The 26,001-nt window shown below is 42.9% G+C and carries 28 protein-coding genes; 19 read left to right on the plus strand and 9 right to left on the minus strand.

Annotated elements, in window-relative coordinates; genetic code table 11:
- Positions 1-8 precede the first annotated feature (8 nt).
- Positions 9-269, minus strand: coding sequence for a hypothetical protein (locus tag PQ469_RS24650; protein WP_274210035.1), 261 nt, complete (start codon positions 267-269; stop codon positions 9-11).
- A 161-nt stretch (positions 270-430) separates the two neighbouring features.
- On the opposite strand from PQ469_RS24650, the gene PQ469_RS24655 reads away from it, so the two are divergent.
- Positions 431-649 carry a helix-turn-helix domain-containing protein gene (locus PQ469_RS24655; RefSeq protein WP_274210036.1) on the plus strand — a complete coding sequence of 73 codons (219 nt, stop codon included), beginning with the start codon at positions 431-433 and terminating at the stop codon, positions 647-649.
- Between the two features lie 28 nt (positions 650-677).
- Here the strand turns inward: PQ469_RS24655 and PQ469_RS24660 are convergent, their stop codons facing one another.
- The gene (locus PQ469_RS24660) at positions 678-1,346 is read right to left on the minus strand and encodes a TetR/AcrR family transcriptional regulator (protein WP_274210037.1); all 669 of its coding nucleotides are present in this window, start codon (positions 1,344-1,346) and stop codon (positions 678-680) included.
- 35 nt (positions 1,347-1,381) lie between these two features.
- Positions 1,382-2,104: a siderophore-interacting protein gene (locus tag PQ469_RS24665; protein ID WP_274210038.1), complete on the minus strand. Its 723-nt coding sequence runs from the start codon at positions 2,102-2,104 to the stop codon at positions 1,382-1,384.
- A gap of 291 nt (positions 2,105-2,395) precedes the next feature.
- Between PQ469_RS24665 and PQ469_RS24670 the strand changes: the two genes are divergently transcribed.
- The 12 genes from PQ469_RS24670 to PQ469_RS24725 all read left to right on the plus strand — a co-directional run bounded on the left by PQ469_RS24670 (position 2,396) and on the right by PQ469_RS24725 (position 15,399).
- On the plus strand, positions 2,396-3,448 hold the full coding sequence (locus PQ469_RS24670; RefSeq protein ID WP_274210039.1) for a sensor histidine kinase: 1,053 nt from the start codon (positions 2,396-2,398) through the stop codon (positions 3,446-3,448).
- Positions 3,445-4,167, plus strand: coding sequence for a LytR/AlgR family response regulator transcription factor (locus tag PQ469_RS24675; RefSeq protein WP_274210040.1), 723 nt, complete (start codon positions 3,445-3,447; stop codon positions 4,165-4,167). Before PQ469_RS24670 ends, PQ469_RS24675 begins: the two co-directional genes overlap by 4 nt.
- Positions 4,168-4,455: 288 nt before the next feature.
- Positions 4,456-5,613, plus strand: a complete 1,158-nt coding sequence (locus PQ469_RS24680; RefSeq protein WP_274210041.1) for a hypothetical protein — start codon at positions 4,456-4,458, stop codon at positions 5,611-5,613.
- Positions 5,614-5,648: 35 nt separating this feature from the next.
- Positions 5,649-6,179 carry a YceI family protein gene (locus PQ469_RS24685; RefSeq protein WP_274210042.1) on the plus strand — a complete coding sequence of 177 codons (531 nt, stop codon included), beginning with the start codon at positions 5,649-5,651 and terminating at the stop codon, positions 6,177-6,179.
- A 2-nt stretch (positions 6,180-6,181) separates the two neighbouring features.
- A complete protein-coding gene (locus PQ469_RS24690) occupies positions 6,182-7,504 on the plus strand; it encodes a TolC family protein (protein ID WP_274210043.1) in 1,323 nt (440 codons plus the stop codon).
- Positions 7,501-8,598 (plus strand): efflux RND transporter periplasmic adaptor subunit, encoded by a 1,098-nt coding sequence (locus PQ469_RS24695; protein ID WP_274210044.1) that lies wholly within the window; start codon positions 7,501-7,503, stop codon positions 8,596-8,598. Before PQ469_RS24690 ends, PQ469_RS24695 begins: the two co-directional genes overlap by 4 nt.
- 2 nt (positions 8,599-8,600) lie before the next feature.
- Positions 8,601-9,848: an ABC transporter permease gene (locus PQ469_RS24700; RefSeq protein WP_274210045.1), complete on the plus strand. Its 1,248-nt coding sequence runs from the start codon at positions 8,601-8,603 to the stop codon at positions 9,846-9,848.
- A gap of 2 nt (positions 9,849-9,850) precedes the next feature.
- The gene (locus PQ469_RS24705) at positions 9,851-10,537 is read left to right on the plus strand and encodes an ABC transporter ATP-binding protein (RefSeq protein ID WP_274210046.1); all 687 of its coding nucleotides are present in this window, start codon (positions 9,851-9,853) and stop codon (positions 10,535-10,537) included.
- 12 nt (positions 10,538-10,549) lie between these two features.
- Positions 10,550-13,129 (plus strand): DUF5686 and carboxypeptidase-like regulatory domain-containing protein, encoded by a 2,580-nt coding sequence (locus PQ469_RS24710; protein WP_274210047.1) that lies wholly within the window; start codon positions 10,550-10,552, stop codon positions 13,127-13,129.
- Between the two features lie 21 nt (positions 13,130-13,150).
- On the plus strand, positions 13,151-13,393 hold the full coding sequence (locus PQ469_RS24715) for a hypothetical protein (protein ID WP_274210048.1): 243 nt from the start codon (positions 13,151-13,153) through the stop codon (positions 13,391-13,393).
- 67 nt (positions 13,394-13,460) lie between these two features.
- Positions 13,461-14,117 carry an NAD(P)-dependent oxidoreductase gene (locus PQ469_RS24720; RefSeq protein WP_274210049.1) on the plus strand — a complete coding sequence of 219 codons (657 nt, stop codon included), beginning with the start codon at positions 13,461-13,463 and terminating at the stop codon, positions 14,115-14,117.
- A 313-nt stretch (positions 14,118-14,430) separates the two neighbouring features.
- The gene (locus PQ469_RS24725; RefSeq protein ID WP_274210050.1) at positions 14,431-15,399 is read left to right on the plus strand and encodes an aldo/keto reductase; all 969 of its coding nucleotides are present in this window, start codon (positions 14,431-14,433) and stop codon (positions 15,397-15,399) included.
- 86 nt (positions 15,400-15,485) lie between these two features.
- Here PQ469_RS24725 and PQ469_RS24730 read toward each other — a convergent pair whose 3' ends face one another.
- The 3 genes from PQ469_RS24730 to PQ469_RS24740 form a co-directional block, all read right to left on the minus strand.
- Positions 15,486-16,406, minus strand: a complete 921-nt coding sequence (locus PQ469_RS24730) for a helix-turn-helix domain-containing protein (RefSeq protein WP_274210051.1) — start codon at positions 16,404-16,406, stop codon at positions 15,486-15,488.
- Between the two features lie 37 nt (positions 16,407-16,443).
- Positions 16,444-17,196 carry an SDR family NAD(P)-dependent oxidoreductase gene (locus PQ469_RS24735; protein WP_274210052.1) on the minus strand — a complete coding sequence of 251 codons (753 nt, stop codon included), beginning with the start codon at positions 17,194-17,196 and terminating at the stop codon, positions 16,444-16,446.
- A gap of 79 nt (positions 17,197-17,275) precedes the next feature.
- Positions 17,276-18,040, minus strand: a complete 765-nt coding sequence (locus PQ469_RS24740; RefSeq protein ID WP_274210053.1) for an SDR family NAD(P)-dependent oxidoreductase — start codon at positions 18,038-18,040, stop codon at positions 17,276-17,278.
- A 275-nt stretch (positions 18,041-18,315) separates the two neighbouring features.
- On the opposite strand from PQ469_RS24740, the gene PQ469_RS24745 reads away from it, so the two are divergent.
- Both PQ469_RS24745 and PQ469_RS24750 read left to right on the plus strand, forming a co-directional pair.
- The gene (locus tag PQ469_RS24745) at positions 18,316-19,326 is read left to right on the plus strand and encodes an aldo/keto reductase (RefSeq protein WP_274210054.1); all 1,011 of its coding nucleotides are present in this window, start codon (positions 18,316-18,318) and stop codon (positions 19,324-19,326) included.
- Positions 19,327-19,380: 54 nt separating this feature from the next.
- Entirely contained in the window at positions 19,381-20,289 is a 909-nt protein-coding gene (locus PQ469_RS24750; protein ID WP_274210055.1) for a helix-turn-helix domain-containing protein, read from the plus strand.
- Between the two features lie 85 nt (positions 20,290-20,374).
- Here the strand turns inward: PQ469_RS24750 and PQ469_RS24755 are convergent, their stop codons facing one another.
- A complete protein-coding gene (locus tag PQ469_RS24755; protein WP_274210056.1) occupies positions 20,375-20,941 on the minus strand; it encodes an HD domain-containing protein in 567 nt (188 codons plus the stop codon).
- Between the two features lie 90 nt (positions 20,942-21,031).
- Positions 21,032-21,517: a DUF2147 domain-containing protein gene (locus PQ469_RS24760; protein ID WP_274210057.1), complete on the minus strand. Its 486-nt coding sequence runs from the start codon at positions 21,515-21,517 to the stop codon at positions 21,032-21,034.
- A gap of 467 nt (positions 21,518-21,984) precedes the next feature.
- Here PQ469_RS24760 and PQ469_RS24765 point away from each other — a divergent pair, with 467 nt between their 5' ends.
- The 4 genes from PQ469_RS24765 to PQ469_RS24780 are packed head-to-tail and all read left to right on the plus strand — an operon-like array spanning position 21,985 to position 24,908.
- On the plus strand, positions 21,985-22,428 hold the full coding sequence (locus tag PQ469_RS24765) for a thioredoxin family protein (protein ID WP_274210058.1): 444 nt from the start codon (positions 21,985-21,987) through the stop codon (positions 22,426-22,428).
- 10 nt (positions 22,429-22,438) lie between these two features.
- Positions 22,439-22,660, plus strand: coding sequence for a DUF4266 domain-containing protein (locus PQ469_RS24770; protein WP_274210059.1), 222 nt, complete (start codon positions 22,439-22,441; stop codon positions 22,658-22,660).
- Between the two features lie 24 nt (positions 22,661-22,684).
- Positions 22,685-23,959, plus strand: a complete 1,275-nt coding sequence (locus tag PQ469_RS24775) for a DUF3570 domain-containing protein (protein ID WP_274210060.1) — start codon at positions 22,685-22,687, stop codon at positions 23,957-23,959.
- 7 nt (positions 23,960-23,966) lie between these two features.
- Positions 23,967-24,908 (plus strand): FAD:protein FMN transferase, encoded by a 942-nt coding sequence (locus tag PQ469_RS24780; protein ID WP_274210061.1) that lies wholly within the window; start codon positions 23,967-23,969, stop codon positions 24,906-24,908.
- 488 nt (positions 24,909-25,396) lie between these two features.
- Here the strand turns inward: PQ469_RS24780 and PQ469_RS24785 are convergent, their stop codons facing one another.
- Positions 25,397-25,732 (minus strand): hypothetical protein, encoded by a 336-nt coding sequence (locus tag PQ469_RS24785; protein WP_274210062.1) that lies wholly within the window; start codon positions 25,730-25,732, stop codon positions 25,397-25,399.
- Between the last annotated feature and the right edge of the window lie 269 nt (positions 25,733-26,001).

The following is a 26,001-nucleotide window of genomic DNA, read 5'->3' on the forward strand; positions in this document are numbered from 1 at the left end:
CTTCAACGTTATTTATCGTCCTGCTTCTTTCGTAAAACCTCTGCTTGGTTGTAAATATCTTGAACAAAATGTTTGAGCTGCTCGGGAAAGCCTATAGTATTTTCCCCATTCAATTTACAAAGATCAATTTGGTTATCGTCTAGGCTTTTATAGAACCATTCGTTCAAATCGGCTTTAAACTGTTCAAGCGGGACACGGGAAAAATGTTCCATTATACCCGATAACGTGCTAAAATCGGGATGGTATTCCTGGGAAACTTTATCACACATATTAATTTAATTAAGGATACTTCACTATGATTTTTACCAACAGGCGTGTTTCTATTTTCTAAACAAGTGTATTGATTTTCTATCCAAATTCAAATAAATTATTGCATTAAATAATACAGGTGTACATTAATTCTAAATAAGTGTTTAGAATTTAGAAATTAATGACAGACTTAGGACTTTTTTTATCAAAAAGATCTGTAAATAAGGCCGAAATTTCCCGGCGGACAGGCATCAGCAAATCACGCCTATCCCAGCTTTCGAACAGCATTGTTACAAAATTAACAACTGAGGAACTTTACCTAATCGCTTTATCGATCGAAGTATCTCCCTGCGAACTTTTAACATTTGTCTGTACGAAAATATCTTTGCCTGAAAAATAGGTCATAGAAACTTTTCCGCTGATATTGCTTACTGAACTTTCATCTCATTTTTATTCTTATCTGCTGCCTGGTATGCCCAGCCAACAATAAGTTCTATTGCTCTCACCATCTCCTCACGTCCGTCTTCTGTAGCAATATCAATGTCTGAAAAAATGCCTCCATTGAAGCGAGTGTGTAATATTGTATAATATATACCGCCGACTAACAATGCAGCGACAGCACGGAAATTGACACCCGTATTGGCAAAATGTTGATCTGTTAGTTCAAACAGTTTTTGACCCATACTTTCGCGTGCATTATGGATGCTTCGCATTAATGGGCTATTAGTCGAAACTTCCCAAAGAATTAGCTTCTGCATTTGCTTATCCATATAAAAGTACCGGAACTGGTTTTGAAGGATATTGGTAATCAGTTTTTGGTCATCATTATAGGCTTGCGCGTCAATAAGTTCCTGAACACGATCTGCGAAAGCCATCCAATAATCAGTTTCCAGAATATATGCCTCTACCAGGTTGTCAAAATCTCTTTCAAAATAATCATAAATCAGTTTTTTAGTTACTCCTGCCTGCTTGGCGACTTTGTTGACGCCAAGGCCGGTATGTCCCTCCGTTCGGAAGATCTCGCCTACCGCATCTATCAGTTTCCTCTTGGTCAATTCCTTGTTTTTGATAACCTTCGGTTTGTTATTGTTGTTCATAGTACTATAGCTTAGGTTTTATAGATGAATTAGTATTATTCAAGTCCTTTTTTACCCAAGACCCAGAAAGGTTTTATTCTTAGCTGATCAGACTTCCAGTTGAAACCTTTTCGGAAAAAATTATTCAAGTCAACGCACAACCTGCCCTCCCCAGCAATAAGCGCTTTGGTAGTTTCGATTGGTAGTTGACTAATCTGATGCAGATATGGAATAATATCTTCATTGGGATTTTGAGAAAACGGATAAAAATTAAATGGGCGAGATCCATCAATATCCGCAAAGAAGTCAGCTGCATGTTCACCATAGATGAGACTGTAGATAATCTTACCTTCAGGAAGGTTCCGGTAGAGTTCATAGAAATGCCCCAGGGCTGAAAGATCCCCGATAAACACGTAATTATCAGCGGCCGTATCAACCCACAAATTACTTTTATGCCATGAAAAATGGACTTGATTTCCGACTTCACAATTTTTTACCCAATGACTACCTGGACCTGCTGAATGGGTACATGCAGCAATGTCAATACAACCCGTTGGCTGGTCGATCTGCCAGACCGAATAGCTGCGGATATTATCCCTGATGCTGACGTCACGACCTTTACCGACAAAAATTCTCAGAAAGTTGCCGGCTTTGTAATCGGTATGAATAACAGAGTCACTTTGCAATCGAATATGGAAAGTATGAGGTGTTATTTGTTCCTTATAAGTGATTTCGGCTTTTATGAGAATGCTCATCAGTAATTTTTCAATAATTCCCATAGGTCACACTTTTAGTTTCAGGGCTTGGCGGTAAATTAGAACAAGGTACTTTCAGGAAGCAATCGGTGTCTAACTCTTATATCAAATGGGATAACTATTATACCAAATGCGGTATTTTTTATACCAAAACATCCCGCCGTTTTGCAAATGATCAATTAAAAGCCCAATGCTATTGTCGACCCATTATGAGATTAAAATTTTGATCATAAAATCATTTCGTATAATTTATAACGGCTTTGATATAAAATAAACCGGGAGGTTTTTCGCATTGTTTATATTTGATAATCAATTATGTTCGATCACGACAATAAAACAGACCCCTATTCAAGATTAAAAAGGGCATTAACGAAGTCAAGGCCATTCAGGCATTTGTTTGTTTTGTCAGTTATTGCTTTAGCCTTCTATTTCAGCAACGCAACGCCTATTTATGAACAATCGCTGGTAACCTACTATAAACTGGCGTACTGCTCACTCTGCTTGTTACTATGCTATATCAATATGTATGTATTAGTGCCAAAGCTGCTTTTTGCCGGCAGACCAACACAGTACAGATTTTCGTTTTTTGGAATGATCGCTATTGCATCGCTTGCAGTAATCATTAGCCAGTTGATTTTAAAGTCGCTTGATCAGAGCTATTACACAAAGACCATATTTGTTCCGCCCATTATACCAAACGTATTTATTGCCACTGTTTTTTTGGGCACATCTACAGCGATAAAGTTATTTCAGCAATGGATAAGGGATACAAAACGGATTAATGAACTGACGAGCGCTGGATTGCGTTCTGAACTGGAACAACTAAAAAATCAGATCAATCCGCACTTCCTGTTCAATATGCTTAATAACGCCAATGTACTGATACAAAAAGATCCTTTTAAGGCTTCGCAGGTTATCATGAAACTAAGCGATTTGCTCCGATACCAGCTATATGACAGCGCGAGAGAAAATGTTTTATTGACTTCCGAAATTCAATTTTTAAACGATTCGCTCGATCTTGAAAAAATCAGGCGTGATGATTTCAATTACACCGTTTCCAAGCTCGGGCAGGTAAGCGGAATACAGGTACCGCCATTTCTATTCATCACTTTCGTTGAAAATGCAATCAAGCATAGTCTTTCTTCTGAAAGTCCATCTTTCGTTGATATAAGATTTGATGTCGAGGGTAAGCAAGTGAATTTTCTTTGCGTTAACTCTTGTCCATTAAAAAAATGCTTTCAGGAAGTTGGCGGATTAGGCTTGAAAAATATTAAACGGCGACTTGAACTTTTATTCCCCAACCGTCACGAGCTGACAATCATAGAACAGGAAAGCCATTTTACAGTTAAACTAAAAATTCAATTATGAACTGCATAGTTGTTGATGATGAACCATTGGCCAGAGAAGCAATTGTTGGCCTAATTAGTCAGGTTCCGGAACTTGAGTTCGTCAAAGAGTTCAGCAGCGCTGACGCTGCTGCAAAATACCTGGAAACCGAGCATGTAGATATCATTTTCCTCGATATTCAAATGCCTGGAACTGACGGTATCTCATTTGCACAAACAATCCCGCAAAAAACAATGGTCATCTTTACTACGGCCTATAGCCAGTATGCTCTGGAAAGTTATGAGATTGATGCCCTTGATTATCTAATAAAACCGGTTAAACCGGAGCGTTTTCAACGGGCGGTCGCTAAAGCCATGTCCTATAAAAAACTGCTTGAAACAGATACTTATGTCGTTGACGTCAACGATATACAGGAAAACTATTTTTTTATCCGGGCTGACAGAAAGGTATTTAAAGTATTGTTTAATGATATCCTTTTTATACAAGGGCTTAAGGATTACGTTGTGCTTTTCACTACCGATCAAAAGGTCATAACAGCAATGAATATCAAAACTATCCAGGCCAGATTACCACTTAACATATTCATAAGAACAAGTAAATCTTATATTATAAATAAACATAAGATCAGTTCCTTCGATAACAACACTGTTTATATCGATCAGCATGAGATCCCTATCGGTAACAGTTATCATGCGGCATTTTTTGAAGATTTTGTAAACAAAAAATTATTCTCCAAATAATTATAATACACCACTAATAATGCAGCGCACAGTTTGCATTTCAATAAATCCTTATTCTTTAGAAGACGTCAGTTCTTATCTTCTTGCCTTTTAAAGATTTTGTAAATTTCAAGGCCCGAAATGAGCAATCATCAAGGGTTTTTTTTGCCCACTTCTTTGGACCGAATCACCGTTCGGTTTATTAAATCCGGCGATATCATCCATTTCATCTAATTGACAGCCGCTTTGGTATAATATCAAAATGAGGATAGGCTATTGACGATAGTTTTGAGCATCAAACAAAATAAGATGTACAAGACAATCACCATTTTCCTATTACGAGTAAGCGGGTTTGACCTGCCTACCTCGCAGGTTCTGTCGGCTGGTTTGCACTTCCTGATTGAAAACACGCTTTATTATTTCCGGATATCAAGCAATCCGTTCAGGCATATTCTACACCACTCATCCACTATTAACTTTTATCCCATGAAGATTATTTTAACCCTGGTGCTGGCTTTGGGCTTCACCCCGGCATTTGCCCAAACTGTAGATACGATCACCAAAGTCAAAGGCGAACCCATACAGGAAAAGTTTCCGAACAGAAGAAACTTCGAAGTTAAATACGAGCAATTCGCTCCGACAGATTACGCCCCGGATTTTAATGGGGAGCCCAAAGGCACTGGAAGAATAACCAACCATTACCGTTTCAAGGCGGCGGTTACCGTTCCGGTATATACCAGCGACCGGTGGCTGATCAATACATCCGTCAAGTATAAATATGAAGCCTTTGAATTCGGCGACTTTATACCATTGCCGGGAACTTCGTCAGCCATAACCCAGAACCCGCAGGATAATTATCATTTGTTTACCGGTTCGTTAAGCGTTACACGGTTTGGTTCCTTGTTCGGTAAGAGAATGGCTTATAACGGTTTAATATTTGCCGATGCGACTGATCAGGATTTTGGCCGCGTAAAAGGAAATCTGTCAGCAACCATGATCCTGAAGCGAACAAGAACAACCAGCTTTGCCGTTGGGGTCTCTGCGATGATCGACCGTTCCGCGCCTATTCCGTTCATGCCCATCATTTCCTATCAGCACGCCTTTAGTAACGATTGGGCGCTGGACGTATTCCTGCCGCAACGCCTGATGATCAGAAAAGGTGTCTTCAAGAATGGCTGGATCTCCCTGGGAACAGAAATGGAAAATGAACTGCTTTATGTGAGAATAGGCCCGGCGCAGACCGGTACGCTATACGATTACAGGCAGATGGAACTCAAATCGGGCCTAACTTACGAACATAATCTTGGACACAACATCATTGCCACCTTCAAAGGTGGTATGACTAACTACATGAACGCAAGGGGGGTTATCAAAGGCCAGTCAAGCGACACCTATGAATTCAGGACACACCCTGATCCCACAGGTTATTTCAGCCTTGGCATCTCGTTCCACCCATTTGAAAAATAGACAAAAAATTAAATAAAAACCATAATCAAAACACCATGAAAAAGAACATCAATGTGCTGCTTTTACTGATCGTTATCGGTATGAGTAATATGGCCTTCAACGTGATCACTACCTGGAAGGTAAAAGAGGACGACTATTCGGTTAAAATATCCGGCAAAAAAATAGAAGGAACATTTACAGGCTTAAAAGCGAGCTTAAATTTTGATCCTGCGCATTTGGAGTCCAGCAATTTAACGGCTACGATCGATGCCGGAAGTTTAAGCACCGGTAATTTTCTGAAAACCAACCATGCGCTGTCGGAAGAAGCGATGGATGCTAAGAAATATCCCATCATCAAATTTCAGTCCGAAGCTATTTCGAGAAAAGGAAATGCTTATGAAGCCAGCGGCAAGCTGACCCTTAAAGGCGTCACCAAGGAAATTACCATCACGTTCACCTTTATCGGTAATAACGCAGAAGGCGCCTTTAAAGGCGATTTCAAATTCAACCCGCATGACTATAACATCAATCGCCATGGCACTCCTGAAGAGATCCTGGTTACCCTGAACATTCCCGTAACGCGTTAAACATGAAAGCGGCTAACTATTCATTTATACTGGTGTTGTTGCTGCATGGCCCGTTTGTTTGGGCACAGCAAAAGGTAATCTTTCATTCCCTGGATGAAGTTTATACTTATGCAGACAGCCACAGCACTACTTTCCGCAATGCCGGCCAGCAAGCCACCCTGGCAAAATACCAGACGCTTGCGGCTAGGCTGGGTCAGTGGAACCTGCAGGGCAGAACGACGTTCACGCTAACGGATAATACCAAGCTCAATACGAGTTTTATCCCGGCTGAAGTATTTGGCGGGCCGGCGGGTACGTTTCAACCCGTGACTTTCGGGCAAAAGTACCAGAGCAATGTCACGTTCGCTCCACAAATTGACCTGATCAATCCTTACGCTGCCGCATTGGTCAGAGCAAATAAAACTAACGAACAATTAGTAGCCGTTAATAATCTGTTAGATAAAAAGGCAGTTTTCGAAAGTATTTCAGCGGCTTATCATAACATCCTTTCTTACCAGCGACAGATCACAGTTACGGAGAAAAGCCTGGCAAATGCAGATACGCTTAGTACCATTTTAAAGAACAGGCAGCAGGAAGGTCTCGCCAGGGGGCAGGATGTAAATAACGGAGACGCAAACCGCCTGACCGTTAAAGATAAGTTGCAGCAGCTAGAAGTCCAGCTTTCCCAGCAGTACAACAGCCTGAAATTACTAGCGGACATCGACTCTGCTGCAAGCGTGGTTATCGCGCCGTCAGAAAAAGATAAGCAATCCGGACCGGACTTCAGCCTTTCCGCAAATAGCGACCTCCTCCAGCGGCAGAGCGAATGGCAAACCAAATACCAGGAGGCGACACTCCGGGCTGACAAGCGGTGGCTTTTACCAACGGTAAACCTTTTCAGCTCTTTCGGCTGGCAACAAACTACCAACAATCATTTCTTCGATAGCAGCAGCTGGTTTGGAACAAGTTTCGTTGGTTTAAGGTTGACTATTCCCCTGTTGCCCGAGGCATCGAAGATCGCATCGGTCAAATATGACCGCGTCAACCTGCAGATCGCCAAAAATAACTGGCAGCACAATATGCTACAGGACCGGATCAATAATAACCAGCTTGAGCTGGATTATCAGAAAGCTTTCAAAAGTTACCGGCTTGCGGTGGATATCGAATCTCTTCGTAAAGATTCCTATTACAAAAACCTGGCGATCTACCGGGAAGGCCTGCTTTCGGCAACAGATCTTATTAACTCTTTTGACGACTGGCTTAACAGCAGCCTGAATACAGTGGCCCTCCAGGCGACAACTGAATACGCAAAAAGTAAAATTATCCTTAGTAATACCATCAAATGAAAAGAGCATATATAGGTATCGTTATCGCCGGTTTAATCCTACTGGCCTCCTGCGGAAGCAAAATACCGGAAACCAAACCCATTCATAAAGATATCACCGAAATGGTCTTCGCATCCGGGATGTTGCAGGCGGATGACCAGTATAATCTGACCGCACAAACGGATGGTTATCTGGTGAAAATGAATTTCAAAGAAGGAGATGACGTGCAGCAGGGTCAGTTGCTGGCTGTTATTGATAACAACCAAAATGTTATCAATGCCAGGAGCGCCAGTAAATTGTATGCTATCGCACGCGAAAAAACCGATCCGTCTGCACCCGCACTGTTACAGATCAAAGCGAATATCCAGGCGGCCGTGGCCAAACTCCAGTTAGATCAGCAGCAGACAGACCGGTATAAAAGGCTGTTTGCGAATAATAGTGTTTCCAAATCCGAATATGAGAATGCACAGCTTACACTGACTAATTCCCAGGCCAGCTTAAAGGCTTTACAGGAGCAATATCAGGATCAGCAGCTGAGCGCCAGGCAACAGGAGGTTTCGCAGCGTTATGCCAGTGATGTCAACCGGGTGGTTAAGCAACAGAATCAGCTCACCGCACTTCATACGGGCAGGATATACATTAGACAGAAACAGTTGGGTGATTATGTCCGTCAGGGCGACGTGATCGCGGTCATCGGTAACCCGGACCTGATCTACGCCCGCCTTAATGTCGACGAAACCAATATGTCGAAACTGAAAATAGGTGATACTGTAATGGTCAAATTAAATACCAATAAGGATAAAGTTTACCCCGCTATCCTGAAGCAGATCCTTCCTGCCTTTGACGATACGACACGTTCCTTCATTGTGAAAGCTTATTTTTTAAAACGACCGGAACTGGATATCACGGGTACGCAGTTAGAGGCAAATATTATAACCGGCACCAGGAAGAATGCATTAGTCATCCCTGCTGCCTACCTGAGTTACGGCAATAAAGTGACTTTAAAGGAAGGAAAAAAACAGGTGTCTGTCCATCCGGGAATTATATCGACAGATTGGGTGGAAATTTTAAGTGGTATCAAGGCAGACGAAATGATCATTATCCCACAGCACTGATTATGGCAAGGCAATTTAAACATAACGTTGATACCGAGATATCAATCACCTATATCATCACCAGCAGAAAGCTGACTTTGGTCGCTGCCCTGGGCGTGACCATTGGCATTGCGATATTTATATTCATGAACTGTATGACTGCGGGGTTTACCCGCAAGTCCAATACGATGATCTTTAATAACACCCCCCATATCAGGGTGTATAAAGATGATCAGATCAGCCAGCCGCTGATCAAAAGTATCAGTTCGAAAAAGCTGGACATGATCAGCAATCCAAAAGTGGTACCGGAAAGTGACCGAATCGTTGACCCGGATAAGATCGTAGCCTTACTGAAAGCGCAGCCCGACGTACAGATCGTCACGCCGCAAATAGCAGTGAGCGTATTCTACAACAGCGGCCTTTCCCAGATCAACGGTAATGCGTCCGGCGTAGATATTATAGAAGCGGACAGGATGTTCAATATAAAACCGACGATGGTAGAAGGCAGGATGGAAGATCTGGCAATCCTGCCGAACGGAATTCTGCTGGGTGTTGGGATCGCCGCTAAAATGAATGTTAAGACAGGCGATAACATCAGCATCACCTCATCAAGAAACGTCAACCGGGTCATGAAGGTTGCCGGCTTGTTTAAGACGAATAATTCCGTAACTGATAAAACCAAATCGTACATCAGCGTACATTCCGCCCAGCAACTCATGCGGGAGGGGGCCAGTTATGTCACGGATATCGATGTCGACGTCACCGATTTCACGAAAGCCGCGGATTATTCCGCGCGATTTTCTGCGCTGACAGGGTATAAAGCCGAAGACTGGAAAGCCGCCAACAATACTTTGGTGAGCGCAGCGAATATGCGAAGTGTCCTGGTTACTGCCATATCCATGTCTATTCTGCTTGTGGCCGGATTCGGAATTTACAACATCCTGAACATGACCATCAGCCAGAAGATCAATGATATCGCCATCCTTAAAGCCATGGGCTTCCAGGGCAACGACGTGATCCGGATCTTTGTCTTGCAGGGGGCGCTTATCGGCCTGATGGGCATTATAGCCGGACTGGTCATGGCCGGGCTGCTCGTCTTTTTTACCTCCAAGATCTATGTCGGAGGCGACATCGGCTATTTCCCGATCATATTTGACGGTTCCATTTTTATCCGGGGAAGTTTATTCGGACTGGTCATCACCCTGCTGGCGGGCTACCTTCCCGCCAGGAAAGCCGCGAATGTTGACCCGGTATCCATTTTCAGAAAATAATCATGCAACAGGAGATCATTTTACAGGCTGACAGGATCGGAAAATACTTCTATGATCCTGAGAAATTCAAAGTTTTGAACGATATCTCGTTTACAGTCAATAAAGGTGAATTTGTAACGCTGGTCGGAAAATCCGGCAGCGGAAAGTCCACATTACTTTATATACTTTCCACGATGGATACGGACTACCAGGGCGGCTTGAGCATAGACGGCGACCTGGTCACCGGCAAAAAGCAAAATGCGCTGGCGGCGCTTCGTAATGAAAAAATAGGTTTTGTATTTCAATTTCATTACCTGCTCAACGAGTTCACCTGCCTGAAAAATGTGATGATCCCGGCCTTGCGGCTGGGAAGGTATTCTAAGGAAGAGATAGAACACAGGGCATACGAAAAACTACGGATGCTGGGTTTGGAGGAACAGGCGCTTAAGCCAGCCTCCAAGCTCTCCGGCGGCCAGCAGCAGCGTATCGCCATAGCGCGTGCGCTGATCAACGACCCGTTGATCATTATGGGTGACGAGCCTACCGGTAACCTGGATTCCAGGAATACGGACACTGTATTTGAAGCCTTCCAGGAACTGGCGCACGAATATGGCCAAACCATTATTGCCGTCACGCATGACAATGACTTTGCAGCTAAATCTGACCGGATCATCGAGATGATGGATGGTCATATTATCAGCCCGCAATAAAGAATAAATACTATGAAAATTTCGAGAACGATCACCCGCAGCTTTTTGTCCATTTGTTTCCTTACCGGACCATTAATTCTGATGATGGGAAACGCTGCCCGCGCACAGATTACCACGGTGAACGGAACGGTGACCGACGGAAAAAGCGGTAAACCGATATCGTCCGTGTCCGTCCTCTTTACAGGAACTAACTACGGCGTAACGACTGATGAGGAAGGCCATTTTTCCATTGCCGCGAATGCTTCTTACCAAAAGATCACGATTACGCACATGGGATATAGCAGCAAAATACTTGATATAAAAGCCGCACAGGAGCAACTGGTCAATGTTACTTTGCAGCAAAACAGCCAGCAGCTTAATGAAGTTCGTGTAGTATCTGCTAAAAAGAAAAAATATAGCAATAAAAATAATCCAGCTGTGGAACTGATCAGGCAGGTGATCGCGCATAAAAAGCAGAACCAGCCTGAAAATTACGAACATATCGAATACAGGCAATATGAACGGATGGTTTTTTCGCTAAGTAATCTGTCAGACCAGTTCAAAAACCGGAGGATCTTTAAGAATTACCAGTTTCTTTTCCGAGAGCAGGATTCAACCAATATTGGCGGAAAGAATTTACTGCCTATTTACATGGAGGAAAAGCTCTCCAACAACTTCTATAGAAAGTCGCCCTACGCGAAAAAACAGGTGATCGAAGCCAGCAAGCAAGTAACCTATGACGAAAAGTTTGTTGATAACCAGGGATTGACGACCTATTTCAACCGGATGTACCAGGATATCAACATCTACGACAACAACATCTCGCTGCTTTCCAATCAACTGCTTAGCCCGATCTCCGACAATGCTCCAAACCTCTATAAATTCTTTATCACCGATATACTTAAAGAACAATCACCGCAACTGATCGAACTGAGTTTTACCCCGAGAAACACCAACAATATGCTCTTTGAAGGGAAGATCTATATCACGATGGACGGGAATTTCGCGGTGCAAAATGCCTTGCTGACGGTGAACAAAAATATTAACCTGAATTTCGTTCGGGAAATGGAGGCGACCCTCTCCTTCGAAAAGAACCCGGATGGGCGTTTCCACCTGAGTCAAAGTGACCTGAAGATCGAATTCGCTATTAATAAAGATAAAGGAGGTGGGGTTTTCGGCGAACGCGTGGTGACTTTAAAGAATTATAAGATCAATTCGCCCCGGCCGAATGAGACCTATAACGGACCGGCGCTGGTGACCGCTCCGAACGCGGCTACCAAGGATGATGCTTACTGGGTGAATAACCGCCCGGACACCTTGGACGCCAAGACTGCTGGAATTTATAAAAATATTGACAGCCTGCAAACCATACCCTCGTTCCGGCGCACGATGGATATCGCCACTTTGGTCCTGGCAGGTTATAAAAGTTTTGGCTGGTTTGAAGTCGGGCCGGTCAATACCTTTTACAGCTTTAACCCTGTGGAGGGTTTTCGACCGCGGCTTGGCGGGCGCAGCACTACGGCACTAAGCAAACGCTACTATTTTGAAACCTACGGCGCCTATGGCACCAAGGATGAAAAGTTTAAATACTTTCTAAGTACCACCTATTCCATCAATAACAAATCGATCTATTCATTCCCGCAGCATTATGTCCGCGCCAGCTTTCAGCACGATACCAAAATACCCGGGCAAGAGTTACAATTTGTTCAGGAAAGCAGCCTGCTGCTCTCCTTTAAACGCGGCAATAATGACCAATGGCTGTACAACGACCTGTTCAAGCTTGATTATGTTCACGAATACCAAAACCATTTTTCCTACACGCTCGGCTTTAAAACATGGGGACAAAGCCCAGCCGGCGTACTGCGCTTCGATAACCTGTTGCCTGACGGCTCATTGAATTCCGTTAACAGGATCAATACGACCGAAATGTCCCTGGAATTGCGTTATGCGCCAAAAGAAAAATTTTATCAGGGAAAGCTATATCGTACGCCAATTCCTGATAAGTATCCGATATTTACCTTGCGTTATAACCAGGGGGTAAAAGGTCTTCTTGGCGGCGATTATAATTATCAGAATATAACCGGTAACATCACCAAACGTTTCTATTTATCCAATTTTGGCTTTACGGATGTGTCTACAGAAGGAGGTTACCTATTCGGAAAAGTGCCTTTCCCCTTGTTAGATATCCACCGGGCAAATCAGAGTTACGCTTTTCAGTTACAATCCTTCAACTTGATGAATTTTCAGGAGTTCGTAAGCGATCGTTACGCGAGCATCACGATGGACCATAATTTCAATGGCTATATTTTTAACAGGATACCGCTGCTGAAAAAATTAAAATTACGGGAAGTCGTTAATTTCAAAGCCTTATGGGGAGGTATCCGGGCAGAAAATAACCCGCAGAATGACCCATCCCTATTGCGTTTCCCGACCAATGCGGCAGGTATTCCAACAACTTACACACTTTCTAACGGTGCTTATATGGAAGGCAGCGTTGGTATCAGCAATATTTTTAAGATCCTTCGGGTGGACATGGTTAAACGGTTCACCTACCTCAATAACCCTGACGCGCCGGAATGGGGTGCTAGGGTGTTCATCAAATTCGATTTTTAATCGGATCTAAATAAATTAATCATGTGGAAAATTTATCAAGCGGTACAAAAACTTATCAGGCAAATCCGGCAACTGACGGAAAGTCCGAAACCGCATTTAAAGGCGCAATTGATTTGCTATGAGACAGCCTGTGAAGTGGAAAAACTTCAATGGTGGTTTGATCACCGGATAGATGCCTGGAAACATTCTTCACATGGCCGCATACTTGCCAGAATATTATACAAGGCGCACCGTACAGTTAGTGAAGCGGAAAGTGAGCTATGATAAATAAATGGTGCATACAGAACAGTTTCGCCATCACTCTAAAATTAGACATGAATTCTTAAATATTATGAAAATATTATTGCTTGGGGCAACCGGAAAAACAGGAAAACTCGTTATTGAGGAAGCCTTAAAAAGAGGCCATGATATTGTTGCGATTGCGCGGGTTCCTGGAAAGCTTATTGGTTATAACATTAAGATCATTCAAGGTACGCCCTATGAATTTGAAATCGTTGAAAAGGCCATCTCAGGATGCGATGCTGTTATTAACCTGCTCGATGTTTCAAGAAATTCTCCTAATCCCTGGTCCCGACTGATATCCCCAAAAGACCTGATATCCCATTCGGCGGGGAATGCGATCAAAGCGATGGAAGAAAGAGGGATCAAAAGATTTATTGCTTTGAGTACCATCGGAGCCGGGAGTTCTTGGAAAACAGCTCCCCTCATCTTACGGTTTATCGTATCGGTCAGCAATATGAAATATGCTTTTCGAGACCTTGGGCGCCAGGAAGAATTGTTGGAAATGTCAGACCTGGACTATACCATCTGCAGAGCTCCGAAGTTAACAGATGAAAAAAAGGGTGTCGGATACGAAGCAACTACCCGTAAAATAGATCCTTTAACAAATCGGTTAAACCGGGTCTTTGCAGCGGCTTATTGCCTGGAACTGATAGAAACAAATCATCATCTCCGCGAGACCATCAATCTTACCAATAAATTTGTATAAAAAATCGTCAATTTATTTCAGGTGAAAAAAATGTATTTATGTCCCTAATGATACCTCCGAGCCGCTATCTATTCTCCACCCGGTTCCGACGGTGTAACTCACCCGGCCTTTTGATGCCGGAGTAAATACACCATATTAGGTTGATCTTCCATTTCCCGTTCATCACTTCCATAAAAAGGTGCAGGCCACATTCCAGTTCAACGGGTAGCTTCTTTTGATACATCCTCAAAGATAAGTCATCATATTGTATTTTCTGATGTAGCTGAATTTAGCCGTACTTGAATGTATTAGATAACAAAGCGAATTTTGAAACATGAAACATAAATTATTTGGAACCCAAACGGGCCTACCCGCGAGCAGGTTGATATTAGGCGCTGCAAGTTTCGGCGAACGCGCGGGTTATGGATCTGCAGCTGACGAAATCCCCAAAATCCTGAAGGCCTTTGCTGATGCCGGGGGTAATTTTATTGATGTGGCCGACCGTTACCAGCTTGGAGAAGCGGAAGAGATCGTCGGTAAATTTATAGGGTCGCAGCGTCCTAATTATATCATATGCACCAAATATACCCGAAGCAATGAAGTGAGCCCATTATCAGGTAACATGGGGAATCATCGTAAAGCTATGCGCCAAGCAGTCGAAGCCAGCTTAAAACGGCTTAATACCGATTATATTGATATTTATATGCCCCATTTTGATGACGGAATGACGCCAATTGAAGAAATAAGCCGGGGCCTTGAAGATTTGGTCAAAGCTGGTAAAGTGTTGTATACCGGTCTTGCAAATTTCCCTGCCTGGAAAGTAGCGGCTATCGCCGGCATGATTCCGTTGGCCGCATTGCAGATAGAGTACAACCTGATGCAACGAGGAGCTGATCGCGAGTTAATGACTGTGGCCGGGCATTTTGGCCTTGGTACCATGCTCTATTCACCTTTAGCGGGTGGTTTACCGACCGGCAAGTATCGCAAAGGCATGGCAGGACGGCTGACACATTCGTCACCGGGCGGCTATCTGGAGGATGCAGCTACCAAAACCATTATAGATCATTTAGAGTTAATAGCTGAAAATATTGGAGCAACCCCTGGTCAGGTAGCAATGGCCTGGACATTAACCAAGAACGCATTTCCAATCGTAGGTGCCAGAACGCTTGCGCACCTGGAGGACAGCTTCAAAGCGCTTGAAATTAGTCTTAGTGCTGACCATATTGGATGTTTAGAAAAAATTAGCAACATAACCATGGGGTATCCATATGACCTACTCCAAACTGTTCAGAAAACATTTTAACTATTTTACAAGGGCCATTGAAATCTATCACCTGGTGCATTTAGAAAATATGCTAACTGGCCAGAAAAGACATTTGAGATTTAAAGTTATTCCTGATCCTTAAGCCTGAAAGATGTAGGTGAAAAAGAAGTCTGTTTCTTGAAATAATTGCAAAATTGTGCGTTATCGTCAAATCCTAATGCATTAGAGATCTCTGCAACATTCCAATCCGTTTGTTTAAGCAGAATCTTTGCTTCCTGTGTTACCCGGTTAGCAATCAGATGGGTGGTCGTGTTTCCGGTCACTTCCTTTAACACTTTATTTAAATGATTAACATGTACCGCTAAACGATCCGCGTAATCCTTTGCTGTTCTTAGAACAAGCCTTTGGTGAACGGATTCGATTGGAAATTGCCTTTCAAGCAGTTCAATAAACAAAGCATAAATTCGCTCCGAAGCATTTTGTGCGTCACTTAATGCAGATAACGGCTGTAACTTCTGCCCATAATGGATAAGTTCCAGCACCAGGTTGCGGAGCAGGTCATATTTGTACTTGTAATCAGCTTCCATTTCCCGGTGCATTTTCCGAAATATGTATTCGATCTCGGTGATTTCCTCAGTTGATAACTGAAAAACCGGCGTATATCCTGGCTGAAAGATCGGCAGTTCGTCCAAAATAACACCACTTTTCACCGGCCAAAAGAAATCTGGCGTGAATATACAGAACATGCCTGTCTGATCACTGTTCTCCGGCACCCAGTTATAGGGAATCTTCGGCGTAGCAAACAATAAGGCATTTCCTTTTACATCGATCACTTTATCCGCATATTCCGCTTTACTTTTACCTCTTAACCAACTAATCTTATAATAAGCGCGACGGCTGTATGGCATGATGCGGGTGCCATCTACTTTGTTAAAAAGCTTTTCGCTTTCAAAAACGTTAAAATGGCCGATTTCACGCGCAATGCGATCGGGCAGCGCGGCACCGTTCCTTTTATAAAAATCGTCCAATGAGGTATTAGTGATCATTTGCTTTGTTAATCAAATATAACGTTTCTTTATCAGCTTAGGTCAGGCCGCCCCCGCTCAACAATAGATGCTGACCGCTCACAAAAGATGATAATTCACCGGCAAAAAACTCTGCCACATTCGCAACGTCTTCCACAACCGCCAGGCGGCCCATCGGCGCAAACTCGTCGATGAATTTTTGGATGCGCACCTTGTCCTGAATGTTTGCGTTAACCCCTGCGCCCTCGGTCGCTGTCGGCAGAATGGAATTTACGGTAATCCCACGTTTTCCAAGTTCCTGTGCCAATATTCTGACCAAATATTCAGGTGCTACTTTGCTGCCGCCATGTAACGCATAGCCCGCTCTGGGATAGCCGGAGGTGCTGGAACTAATATAAATGATTCTTCCATTGTCAGCCACGTGTTTTGCGGCTTCCTGCATTGTAAAAAAGGCACCTTTGGTGTTGATCCCGAACATATGGTCAAATTGCTCTTCCGAGAAATCTGCCACAGGTATCCCTACCAATTCAACACCGGCGTTAACGACAACGATATCGATCTTGCCAAGCGATTGTTTCGCCGTTTCAAATAAGTTCCTGATTTCCGCGGTCTTTGATACATCACATCGGATAGCAATAGCATTCCTCCCAAGTTTTTTAATACTTTCGACGGTGGCGTTTGCCGCCGTTTCATCCCGCGTATAATTGATCACTATATCTGCTCCAAGGCTTGCGTACCGTTCGGCAATCGCTTTCCCGATTCCCCTGGCGGAACCGGTGACCAAAGCCACTTTACCTGATAAATTAGTCATGATTGTTTTTGTTTAACGTAAGAAAATAAATTTAAGCGACCCTCTCCGTAGCAGAAAGGATCGCCAAAAGGACAAAGTCCTATAAAAACATACCACCCGAAACTTCGATACGCTGTGCGTTTACCCAACGATTGTCTTCGGATAATAAGGAAGCAACCATTGGACCGATGTCATCCGGTAGGCCGGGACGGCCAAGTGCAGTTACACTCGAAACGAATTTATTGGCTTCCGGATTATCCCTTACAGCGCCGCCACTAAAATCAGTCTGGATCGCGCCCGGAGCTACGGAATTGACCTTAATGCCCCGTGGGCCCAATTCTTTGGCAAGGTAACGGGTATGAACCTCTATCGCCCCTTTAAGTGCCGCATAAGGGCCACTTTCTTGGACGCAAAACCGCGTAAGGCCGGTTGATATATTAACGATACTGCCGCCATCGCTTATGATGGGCAAAAGTTTTTGCGTTAAGAAAAAGACGCCTTTAAAATTTACATTATAAAGTTTATCAAGCTCTTCCTCTGTCGTTTTTACGATGGTGTTGTGATGGGATATACCTGCATTGTTGACCAAATAGTTTAACGTATCCGACCCCATTTCTTTCAAAGCTGCTTTTACCTGCTCAACAAAGCCATCAAACGACGCGATATCGCCTGTATCTAACTTTAGCGCGATTGCTTTTACGCCTTCCTTCGCAGCCAGTTCAGCAACTTTATCGGCTTCATCTTTAGCTGAGTTATAGGTAAAAATTGAACTAACCCCTTTTTTGGCGAGGCTTAGTACGGTATTACGGCCAAGTCCGCGGCTACCTCCTGTTACTAATGCGATCCTAATTTCTGGTGTTTCCATTTTTGATTATTTAGTTATTGTATCAAATTGATTTCACAAAAGTAGGCTGTTGATCAGCGGGTTATGTTGACAAAATCAATCTAATGTTTGAGAATTTCAATCAATTGAGGGAATGTTGAGGCAATTTTAGTTTTAGCCTAACCAAAAAACAATCCGAATACCTGGAGTTCACTGGAAACATGAGCCACCTTTTTTGAACAAGTGTTTCCCGGATTTGGATACTTTATAGATATCTTAATATGGGACATTTGTATTTGAAATAAAACATCAATCAAATGGAAAATATAAAAAAAATAAAATTAGGCAGCCAGGGGCTTGCAGTTCCTGCCATTGGGCTAGGAACAATGGGCATGACCAAGAATGGCGAGTTTGAAGTTTACGGGTCGGCTAATGAAGCAGAATCCATCGCGACCATCCACCGTTCATTAGAGCTGGGCAGTAACCTGTTAGACACGGCAGATATCTACGGGCCTTTCGATAACGAAAGGCTGATTGCCAAAGCGATTAAAGGGAACAGGGATGCCTACATTATCGCCTCTAAGTTCGGTTACGAAATAACGGATGAGGGCACGATGACCTGGGCATACAATGGAACAAAAGCCTATGTGAAAAATGCCATTGAGCGTTCACTTAAGAATTTAGGTACCGACTTCATTGATCTCTATTACCTGCACCGCCTTGATCCGAACACGCCCATAGAAGAAACAGTTAGCGCTATGGCTGAACTAGTTCAGGAAGGAAAAATAGGATACATCGGACTTTCAGAAGTTTCTTCCTCAACTATCCGGAGAGCACATGCTGTACACCCTATCACCGCTATTGAAACGGAGTATTCCTTATTTGAACGTTCTGTGGAAGAAGCAGGCATTTTAGATACTTTGAAAGAATTAGGTATTGGGTTTGTTGCTTATTCTCCCTTGAGCCGTGGTTTTCTTACCGGTAATATCAAAGGTGCTGATGACTTTAATGAAAATGATTTTAGGAAATTGTTTCCGAAGTTCCAGGGTGAACAATTTGATAAGAATTTAGCCTTGGTCAGGGAAATTTCGAAACTAGCGGAAGAAAAACAGATCAGTATATCACAATTAGCCATAGCATGGGTTATAGCAAAGGGGCATATTCCTATCCCGGGCACAAAAAGGATTAAGTACCTGGAACAGAATATAGCTGCCGCATCCATCGAATTAACAGCATTGGAAATGGACAGACTGGAAGCAATTGTTCCCTTGGGGACTAAAACGGGCGACCGCTACGATGCATTCAGCATGCAGGCGATAGATCAATAAATACTACAGGCCGGGAATGTATAATTGATATTTCCGGCCTTATAAACTAATGAAATGAAAAAAGAAACAGGGCCGTACGTGATCAATTCTATCTCTGAACAGCATCGGCTACTTTCATTGCCGAAGCCCCAGCATCCACTGATCAGTGTATTCCGGTACGAAGACATTAAATATAATACTGAAGAACTGTCAAATGCGTTTATCATGAATTTCTTTTGCGTCGCCCTCAAAAGAAATTTTAAAGGGAAGTTGAAATATGGCCAGAACTATTATGATTTTGATGAGGGTGTCATGTCTTTTATTTCGCCCAATCAATTATTATCCGCAACAACCGATGATAGTCCGACAGAGGGCTATTGTCTCCTATTTCATCCATCATTTATTGCTCATTATCCTTTGGGTAAAACCATAAAAAATTTCGGGTTTTTCTCGTATGCATTTAACGAAGCGCTGCATCTTTCCGAAAAAGAAGAAGACATGGTTATCGGTATTTTTAAAAGTATAGCACAGGAATATGCGCATTCGATTGACACGTTCAGTCAGGATGTGATGGTATCACACATCGAATTGTTACTTAATTACTGTAACCGATTTTATGCAAGGCAATTTATTACCCGAAAGAGCGAAAACATCGATATCCTTTCAAAAATGGAAACTCTTTTAATGACTTATTACAGGGAAGGAGAAATAAAAACTCTTCCAACTGTGCAATATGTGGCAGGAAGCTTGAATGTGTCCGCAGATTATTTGAGCGATATGCTACGAAACCTGACCGGTCAAACAACACAGCAACACATTCATGAATTTATCATCAACAGGGCAAAAGAAAAACTGAGTACTACCAAATTACCGGTAAGCGAAATAGCTTATCAATTAGGTTTTGAATATCCCCAATCATTCAACAAGCTTTTCAAGAATAAAACCAACCTCTCACCATTAGTCTTTCGGAATTCCTTTAATTAAATACATTATAAGTTGCATCAATGCTTCAGATCCGATAAGTAACCTTTGAGTTATTTAGTAATATCCTTTAATAAAACACCCTCTTTCACACAATTGTCAAGTAGCTTTTTGGCGTATTCCACAAAACATTAGATCCTGCTTTAATGATGCTTTTTTTCTCAATGACTTTATGGTAAGGCACGTTAAACTCTTTCCAGGTACCTCCTTTATTCGACCTATTCTGTAAAAGTGGTTCAAATCGATCCATTGCCCGGGCGAACTTTGACTCAGCGCTTTCGCCTGCTTCAAATTCTTCCCAAATCTGAATAAGTTCTTGAGCCTGATTCTCTGGCAGAATGCCAAAGATTCGTTTAGCCGCTGCTAGTTCCGCTACAGTATTTGTGTGGCTTGTTGTCGTTTCATATAAGAAAATATCACCGGCATCGATCTCCACCAGATCATGGATCAACAACATCTTTATAACCTTTAAAAGATCAATATCTTCATTGCGGTGCCCTGATAATATCAAAGCCATTAACGCAAGGTGCCAGCTATGCTCCGCGTCATTTTCTGCACGATCACTATTGAAAAGGCGTGTCTTACGTTGTATGTATTTTACCTTATCAATTTCGTGTATGAAATCTATTTGTTTTTGAAGTTGCTCAAAGTCCATTTTCCATGTTTAAGCATTGCAAATGTAAACAAATGTAAATGCACCTATCTAATAACTGGCTTGCTCATGCTATATTTCAGACAATACGGGTTATTTAATTCTCGACCATATTTTTTTTGTCGGTCCAAAAAGTTGATTGTCAGAGTACCACTTCATGGTTAATTTCTCCCCTTCAAATTTCATATCACATTTTAGCATTTCACCATCTTTTGCCAGATATAATTTACCGCCTGTATATGCTCCGTTTTTATAATTGATATCTGTAATAAATACCAAATTCAAAAGCGGCCGGTTCCGCAGTTTGGCATCTGGATTTTTGTTGTCCTTCGCCAGTGTTTTGCCATCTGATTCGTACATGTCGTTGCCCCAGCCTGCCAGCATTTTTGCATAATACAAATTACCGGATTTGTAGATTTCCATTTCAGAATCCCTGGCTGCACTTCTCCATGCCCCAATTATTTTATCTGCATCTGATTCTGTTGGTTTGGAATTTTGAGTCTGTCCCATGGTACATGATGTTAATAGAATTAAGGAAATTGCGGTAAAAGCTCGTGTCAGGATATTTAAGTTTTTCATTGTCTAATTGACTTTTAGGTCACATCTCAAAAATAGATCACGGCGCCGGAGTTTCAATTGACAAAAACAATCCGATGTTTGAGAATTTCAATCATTTTACAGCATTTTCCGGTATTCATTCTTCCCTGGTGGTTAATAGTCAAAGTCGTTATGAATCTTGACTTGCCTTTTTCGGACAAGTCTTTCCAAATGCGAACGCTATTTACAGGCCTTCCTCCGGGACATTTATAATTGATACACTTTTCGTATCCATTATTAGAAAGCCGTTTTACCTGCGTCTTAACACTGCAGCTCACCCAATTTCCAACATACTTTCTATAATATTTTCAAATGCTGTGGTCATCTGTTCAATTATAAACAGGCCAAAAAGCCTATTTGCTATAATTTATAATGGCTTTCGTCGAAATATCAAAACCGGTGTCATTGCCGAGCATACTTTAGATTCAGCAGATACCAAATTTAATATCATGAAATTATTGATCCTATTACTCGCGTTTCAACTACCGGCTGTTGAATGGCTGGGCAACATCGACATTGCAAAAACGGAAGCCCAAAAATCTCATAAACTCATCCTGGTTAACTTCGCCGGCTCCGACTGGTGTATCCCCTGTATCCGGCTTAGGAAGGAGATACTTGAATCCGAAAAATTCACTTCCTATGCGGCGGATAACCTGGTTCTGCTCCGTGCTGATTTTCCCAGGTTAAAAAAGAACCGGCTGAACAAAGAACAGACCAGGCTTAACGAGGCCCTGGCAGATAAATATAACCCCAATGGAGCGTTTCCGCTGACATTGCTGATTGATGCTGACGGAAAGGTTCTAAAAAAATGGGATGGTTTTCCCGACTTGTCACCGGAACAGTTCACAGCACAAATCTCAGCCATCAAGGATAGTCAAAGCAACAAACACTAAACGATACATTATGAAAAAACTCATCATCAAAGTCACTGCCGGCGGTTTGCTGGCGTTTTCCTGCGCTTCCTGTGCGAATGTTAAGGAGTATCAAAAAAACCGGATCAATGATACAGAAATGGCATTAAGCAACCGGAGGACAGAAAAAAACGAACTGAATTTTCAATCCTACCGCGAAGCCGGGTCTGGAGCAAATGCCGGAAAGACCGGTGGCGGCTGCGGCTGTAATTAACAGAATTAATTAAAAAGCAGAAAGATGAAAAAAATCTATTTAACCGCTCTCGGCTTTGCTATGCTTTGCCGGCCGGATGCCTTCGCCCAGGCCGGCAAGGATAACTTTAATTATAAAACGCCGTACACCATCGGTCAATCGCCTAAACAGGATACTTCTCATTTCAATCCCCGAAAGTTCCATTTGGAGGAGATCGATTTTGTATCCAGCTATTACAGTCAGACCGGGATTCACTCTCCGGTTACCGGAGGTATCGGCAGCCAGGAAGTGACCGATATTTTGGGCGGCATCACCCTGAATTTTGTCCGCACAAATCGGAATGATAACAAAAATACGTTGACGCTCGGGCTGGGTATTGACTATCATTCATCGGCATCCCAGGCATTCGTTTCTGCCACAGGGGCATCCCGCAAAACCGGCAGGAGAATATATCCGTCGATAGACTGGTCGGTTGAGAGCAAGAAAACAGGGAATGTATTTGGCGTGGGCGCTTATTTGTCTAATGAATATAATTACAAATCAGTAGGTGGAGATGTGCATTATGCACTTAAAACCGACAACAGAAATGGCGAATTCAGTGTAAAATTACAAGGGTATTTCGACAGGGTGACCTTGATCTATCCTTCGGAATTTGTCCCGGCTGGTACTGTACCTCCCGAGGGAAGTGCGCCTGGAGCATTTGGTGACGCCAATAATTTTGGAACATCCCCACGAAGAACCTATACAGCTTCATTCGGCTACAGCCAGGTCATTAACCCAAGGCTACAGATCGCCTTTCTGGCTGACCTCGTTCGTCAAAATGGTTTGTTGAGCCTGCCTTTTCACCGCGTTTACCTTTCCAACGGACAGGTGGCCATGGAAAAGCTGCCCTCATCCAGGTTTAAGATACCGTTAGGTTTCCGGGCGAACTATTTTGCAGGCGACAATATCATTCTTCGTTCCTATTACCGCTATTTTTCGGATAATTGGGGAACAAGGGCACATACCGCTAACCTGGAAGTGGTCTATAAATTTTCGCCGTTCTTTTCCATATCTCCATTTTACCGGTATTACACACAGAATGCCTCGAAGTATTTTGCTCCATATGCCGCAGCTGCTCCTTCCCAGGAATTTTATACCAGTAATTACGATTATGCCAAGCTGAACAGTCATTTTGTGGGGGCCGGTTTAAGGATAGCACCTCCGAATGGTGTGCTTGGCTGGAAGGGTTTGCATGACCTGGAATTGAGGTACGGCCATTATTCCCAAAACACTGTACTGGTATCCGACGTGTTCTCAATCAATCTTGGATTTAAATAGAGTCATCATGGCCGATCATCAGACCTTTAAGCAAGCCCTGAAACTGATGGGTAACCGATTTGAGCTAAGTGTCGTTGGCGATAACGAAAAACGGGCGCATGAGCAAATAAACGCGGGCGTAGACGAGATCAGGAGGATCGAAAAATTGCTGACCACGTTCAGCGATGACAGTGAGACCAATCGGGTGAATGACGCGGCGGGAATCTGTCCGGTGGAAGTAAGCCGCGAAACTTTTGATCTCGTCAAACGCTCGATCAGCATATCAAATCTTACCCAGGGCGCTTTCGACATTACCTATGGGTCGATAGATAAGCGTTTATGGAATTTTGATCAGCAGATGACCACCTTGCCGGATGAGCAGACCGCTAAAAAAATGGTTCGTCTCATCAACTTTCGGAACATTGTTTTAGATGATGGCCCGTGTACCATCTTTCTAAAAGAGCAGGGCATGCGCATTGGTTTTGGAGGTATTGGTAAGGGCTATGCGGCAGAACGTGCTAAACAAATTATGATAGCACAGGGTGTTACCAGCGGCGTGGTAAACGCTTCAGGTGATCTTACCGCGTGGGGCCTTCAACCAGATGGCAGAAAATGGACCATTGGCGTAGTGAATCCCGATTTCTCTGACCAGGTCTTTTCCTATTTAGATATTTCTGGCCTGGCCGTGGCCACCTCCGGTAATTATGAAAAGTTTATTACCATAGATGGAAAGAAATACTCCCATACAATAAATCCCCGCACCGGCCTGCCGGTGACGGGGATTAAAAGTGTGACCATCATCACCTCCAATGCAGAACTCGCCGATGCTATGGCCACTCCGGTTACGATTATGGGGGTTTATGCCGGGTTGGATATGGTTAACCAAATGAAAGATATCGCAGCAATCATCATCGATGATAATGATTACTTATATACTTCCAATAACATACGCATCAGTAAACCCTTATAGCGGATCTAGTACCTGAGGGCGTTTCCCGCCACAAACGGAAAGGCCCGCAGGCTTATCCAACCACATTATCATTGACACCGCTGATGTGGAGATTTCACGGTCAGGCAAAAAGGCACATAGCTCAGCACCGCACAATTGAATAGGCGATAACAGTTTTAAATTTAATTGATGACTTGTTATGAATGACTTGTTGGAATTGACGATTTACTACACTTTAGAAGCGGGTATCATCATGGGCATAGCATTGTACATTGAGGTCCGAAAGGAAAGAAAAAGCAAACGTCGCCTTCCCTGAAGTAAAATGTTGTGATTCTTGAAAAATTGTATGACAAAGCTGTTGGCTGAATTTTGTCAAGCCGAACGTCAAGCTACGGCAATTTGTGCCTGCTTTATCCTGGCGAGATACATAGTATTTCAGGATAAGCAGGACTTTATATTTTTTAACATTACTCGTGAAAAATTTAATAGATCGTCCTTTAGCAATTAGTTTACACGGCCCGGTCAAACTGAGGCTTTCCATCACGTGCATAAAGACGTTTTAACCAGACATTGAGCAAAAAAAGCAGTATGCCGGAAATCAAGCTGACCAAATCAGGCATGAGCAGACCCAGCAGAATATAAGCACCCAGGACAACGATCATGATGGTATTAACCCAGCGGACGTAACTGTTTGAAAGAAGTGGCAACGCGGCACAAAACATAATTACGCCAAACAAGTGCAAAAAATAATGGGCGGTTGTAATTCTGGTATTGCTAAAGAAGGAAAAGCTGTCAAACAGGTTCCGTTGAGTACCCTGGTTCAGTATTGCTATTGCAGTTGCCATAATTAACGTCCCCAGTATCAGCCTTACAGCTGTGCATTTCCGCCGGTTGAATATCAAGACTTTTTCCATGTTGTTTGTTTTCAACTATGGCACGAAAGTAACCCGATGACAGATAGAGATCATTTTGATTATACCAAATGCCCGATTAATTATACGAATTAACCTGTAACCTATAGGAGATCATTTTTAAACCGCTGTGGCCTGTATGACATTATTTTTTATATATCAGCTCCGCTAGCTTAGCTTTTAGGAATTGTGTTTGTATAAGG

Origin of the sequence: Mucilaginibacter sp. KACC 22773, assembly GCF_028736215.1 — a bacterium.
Classification (GTDB): domain Bacteria; phylum Bacteroidota; class Bacteroidia; order Sphingobacteriales; family Sphingobacteriaceae; genus Mucilaginibacter.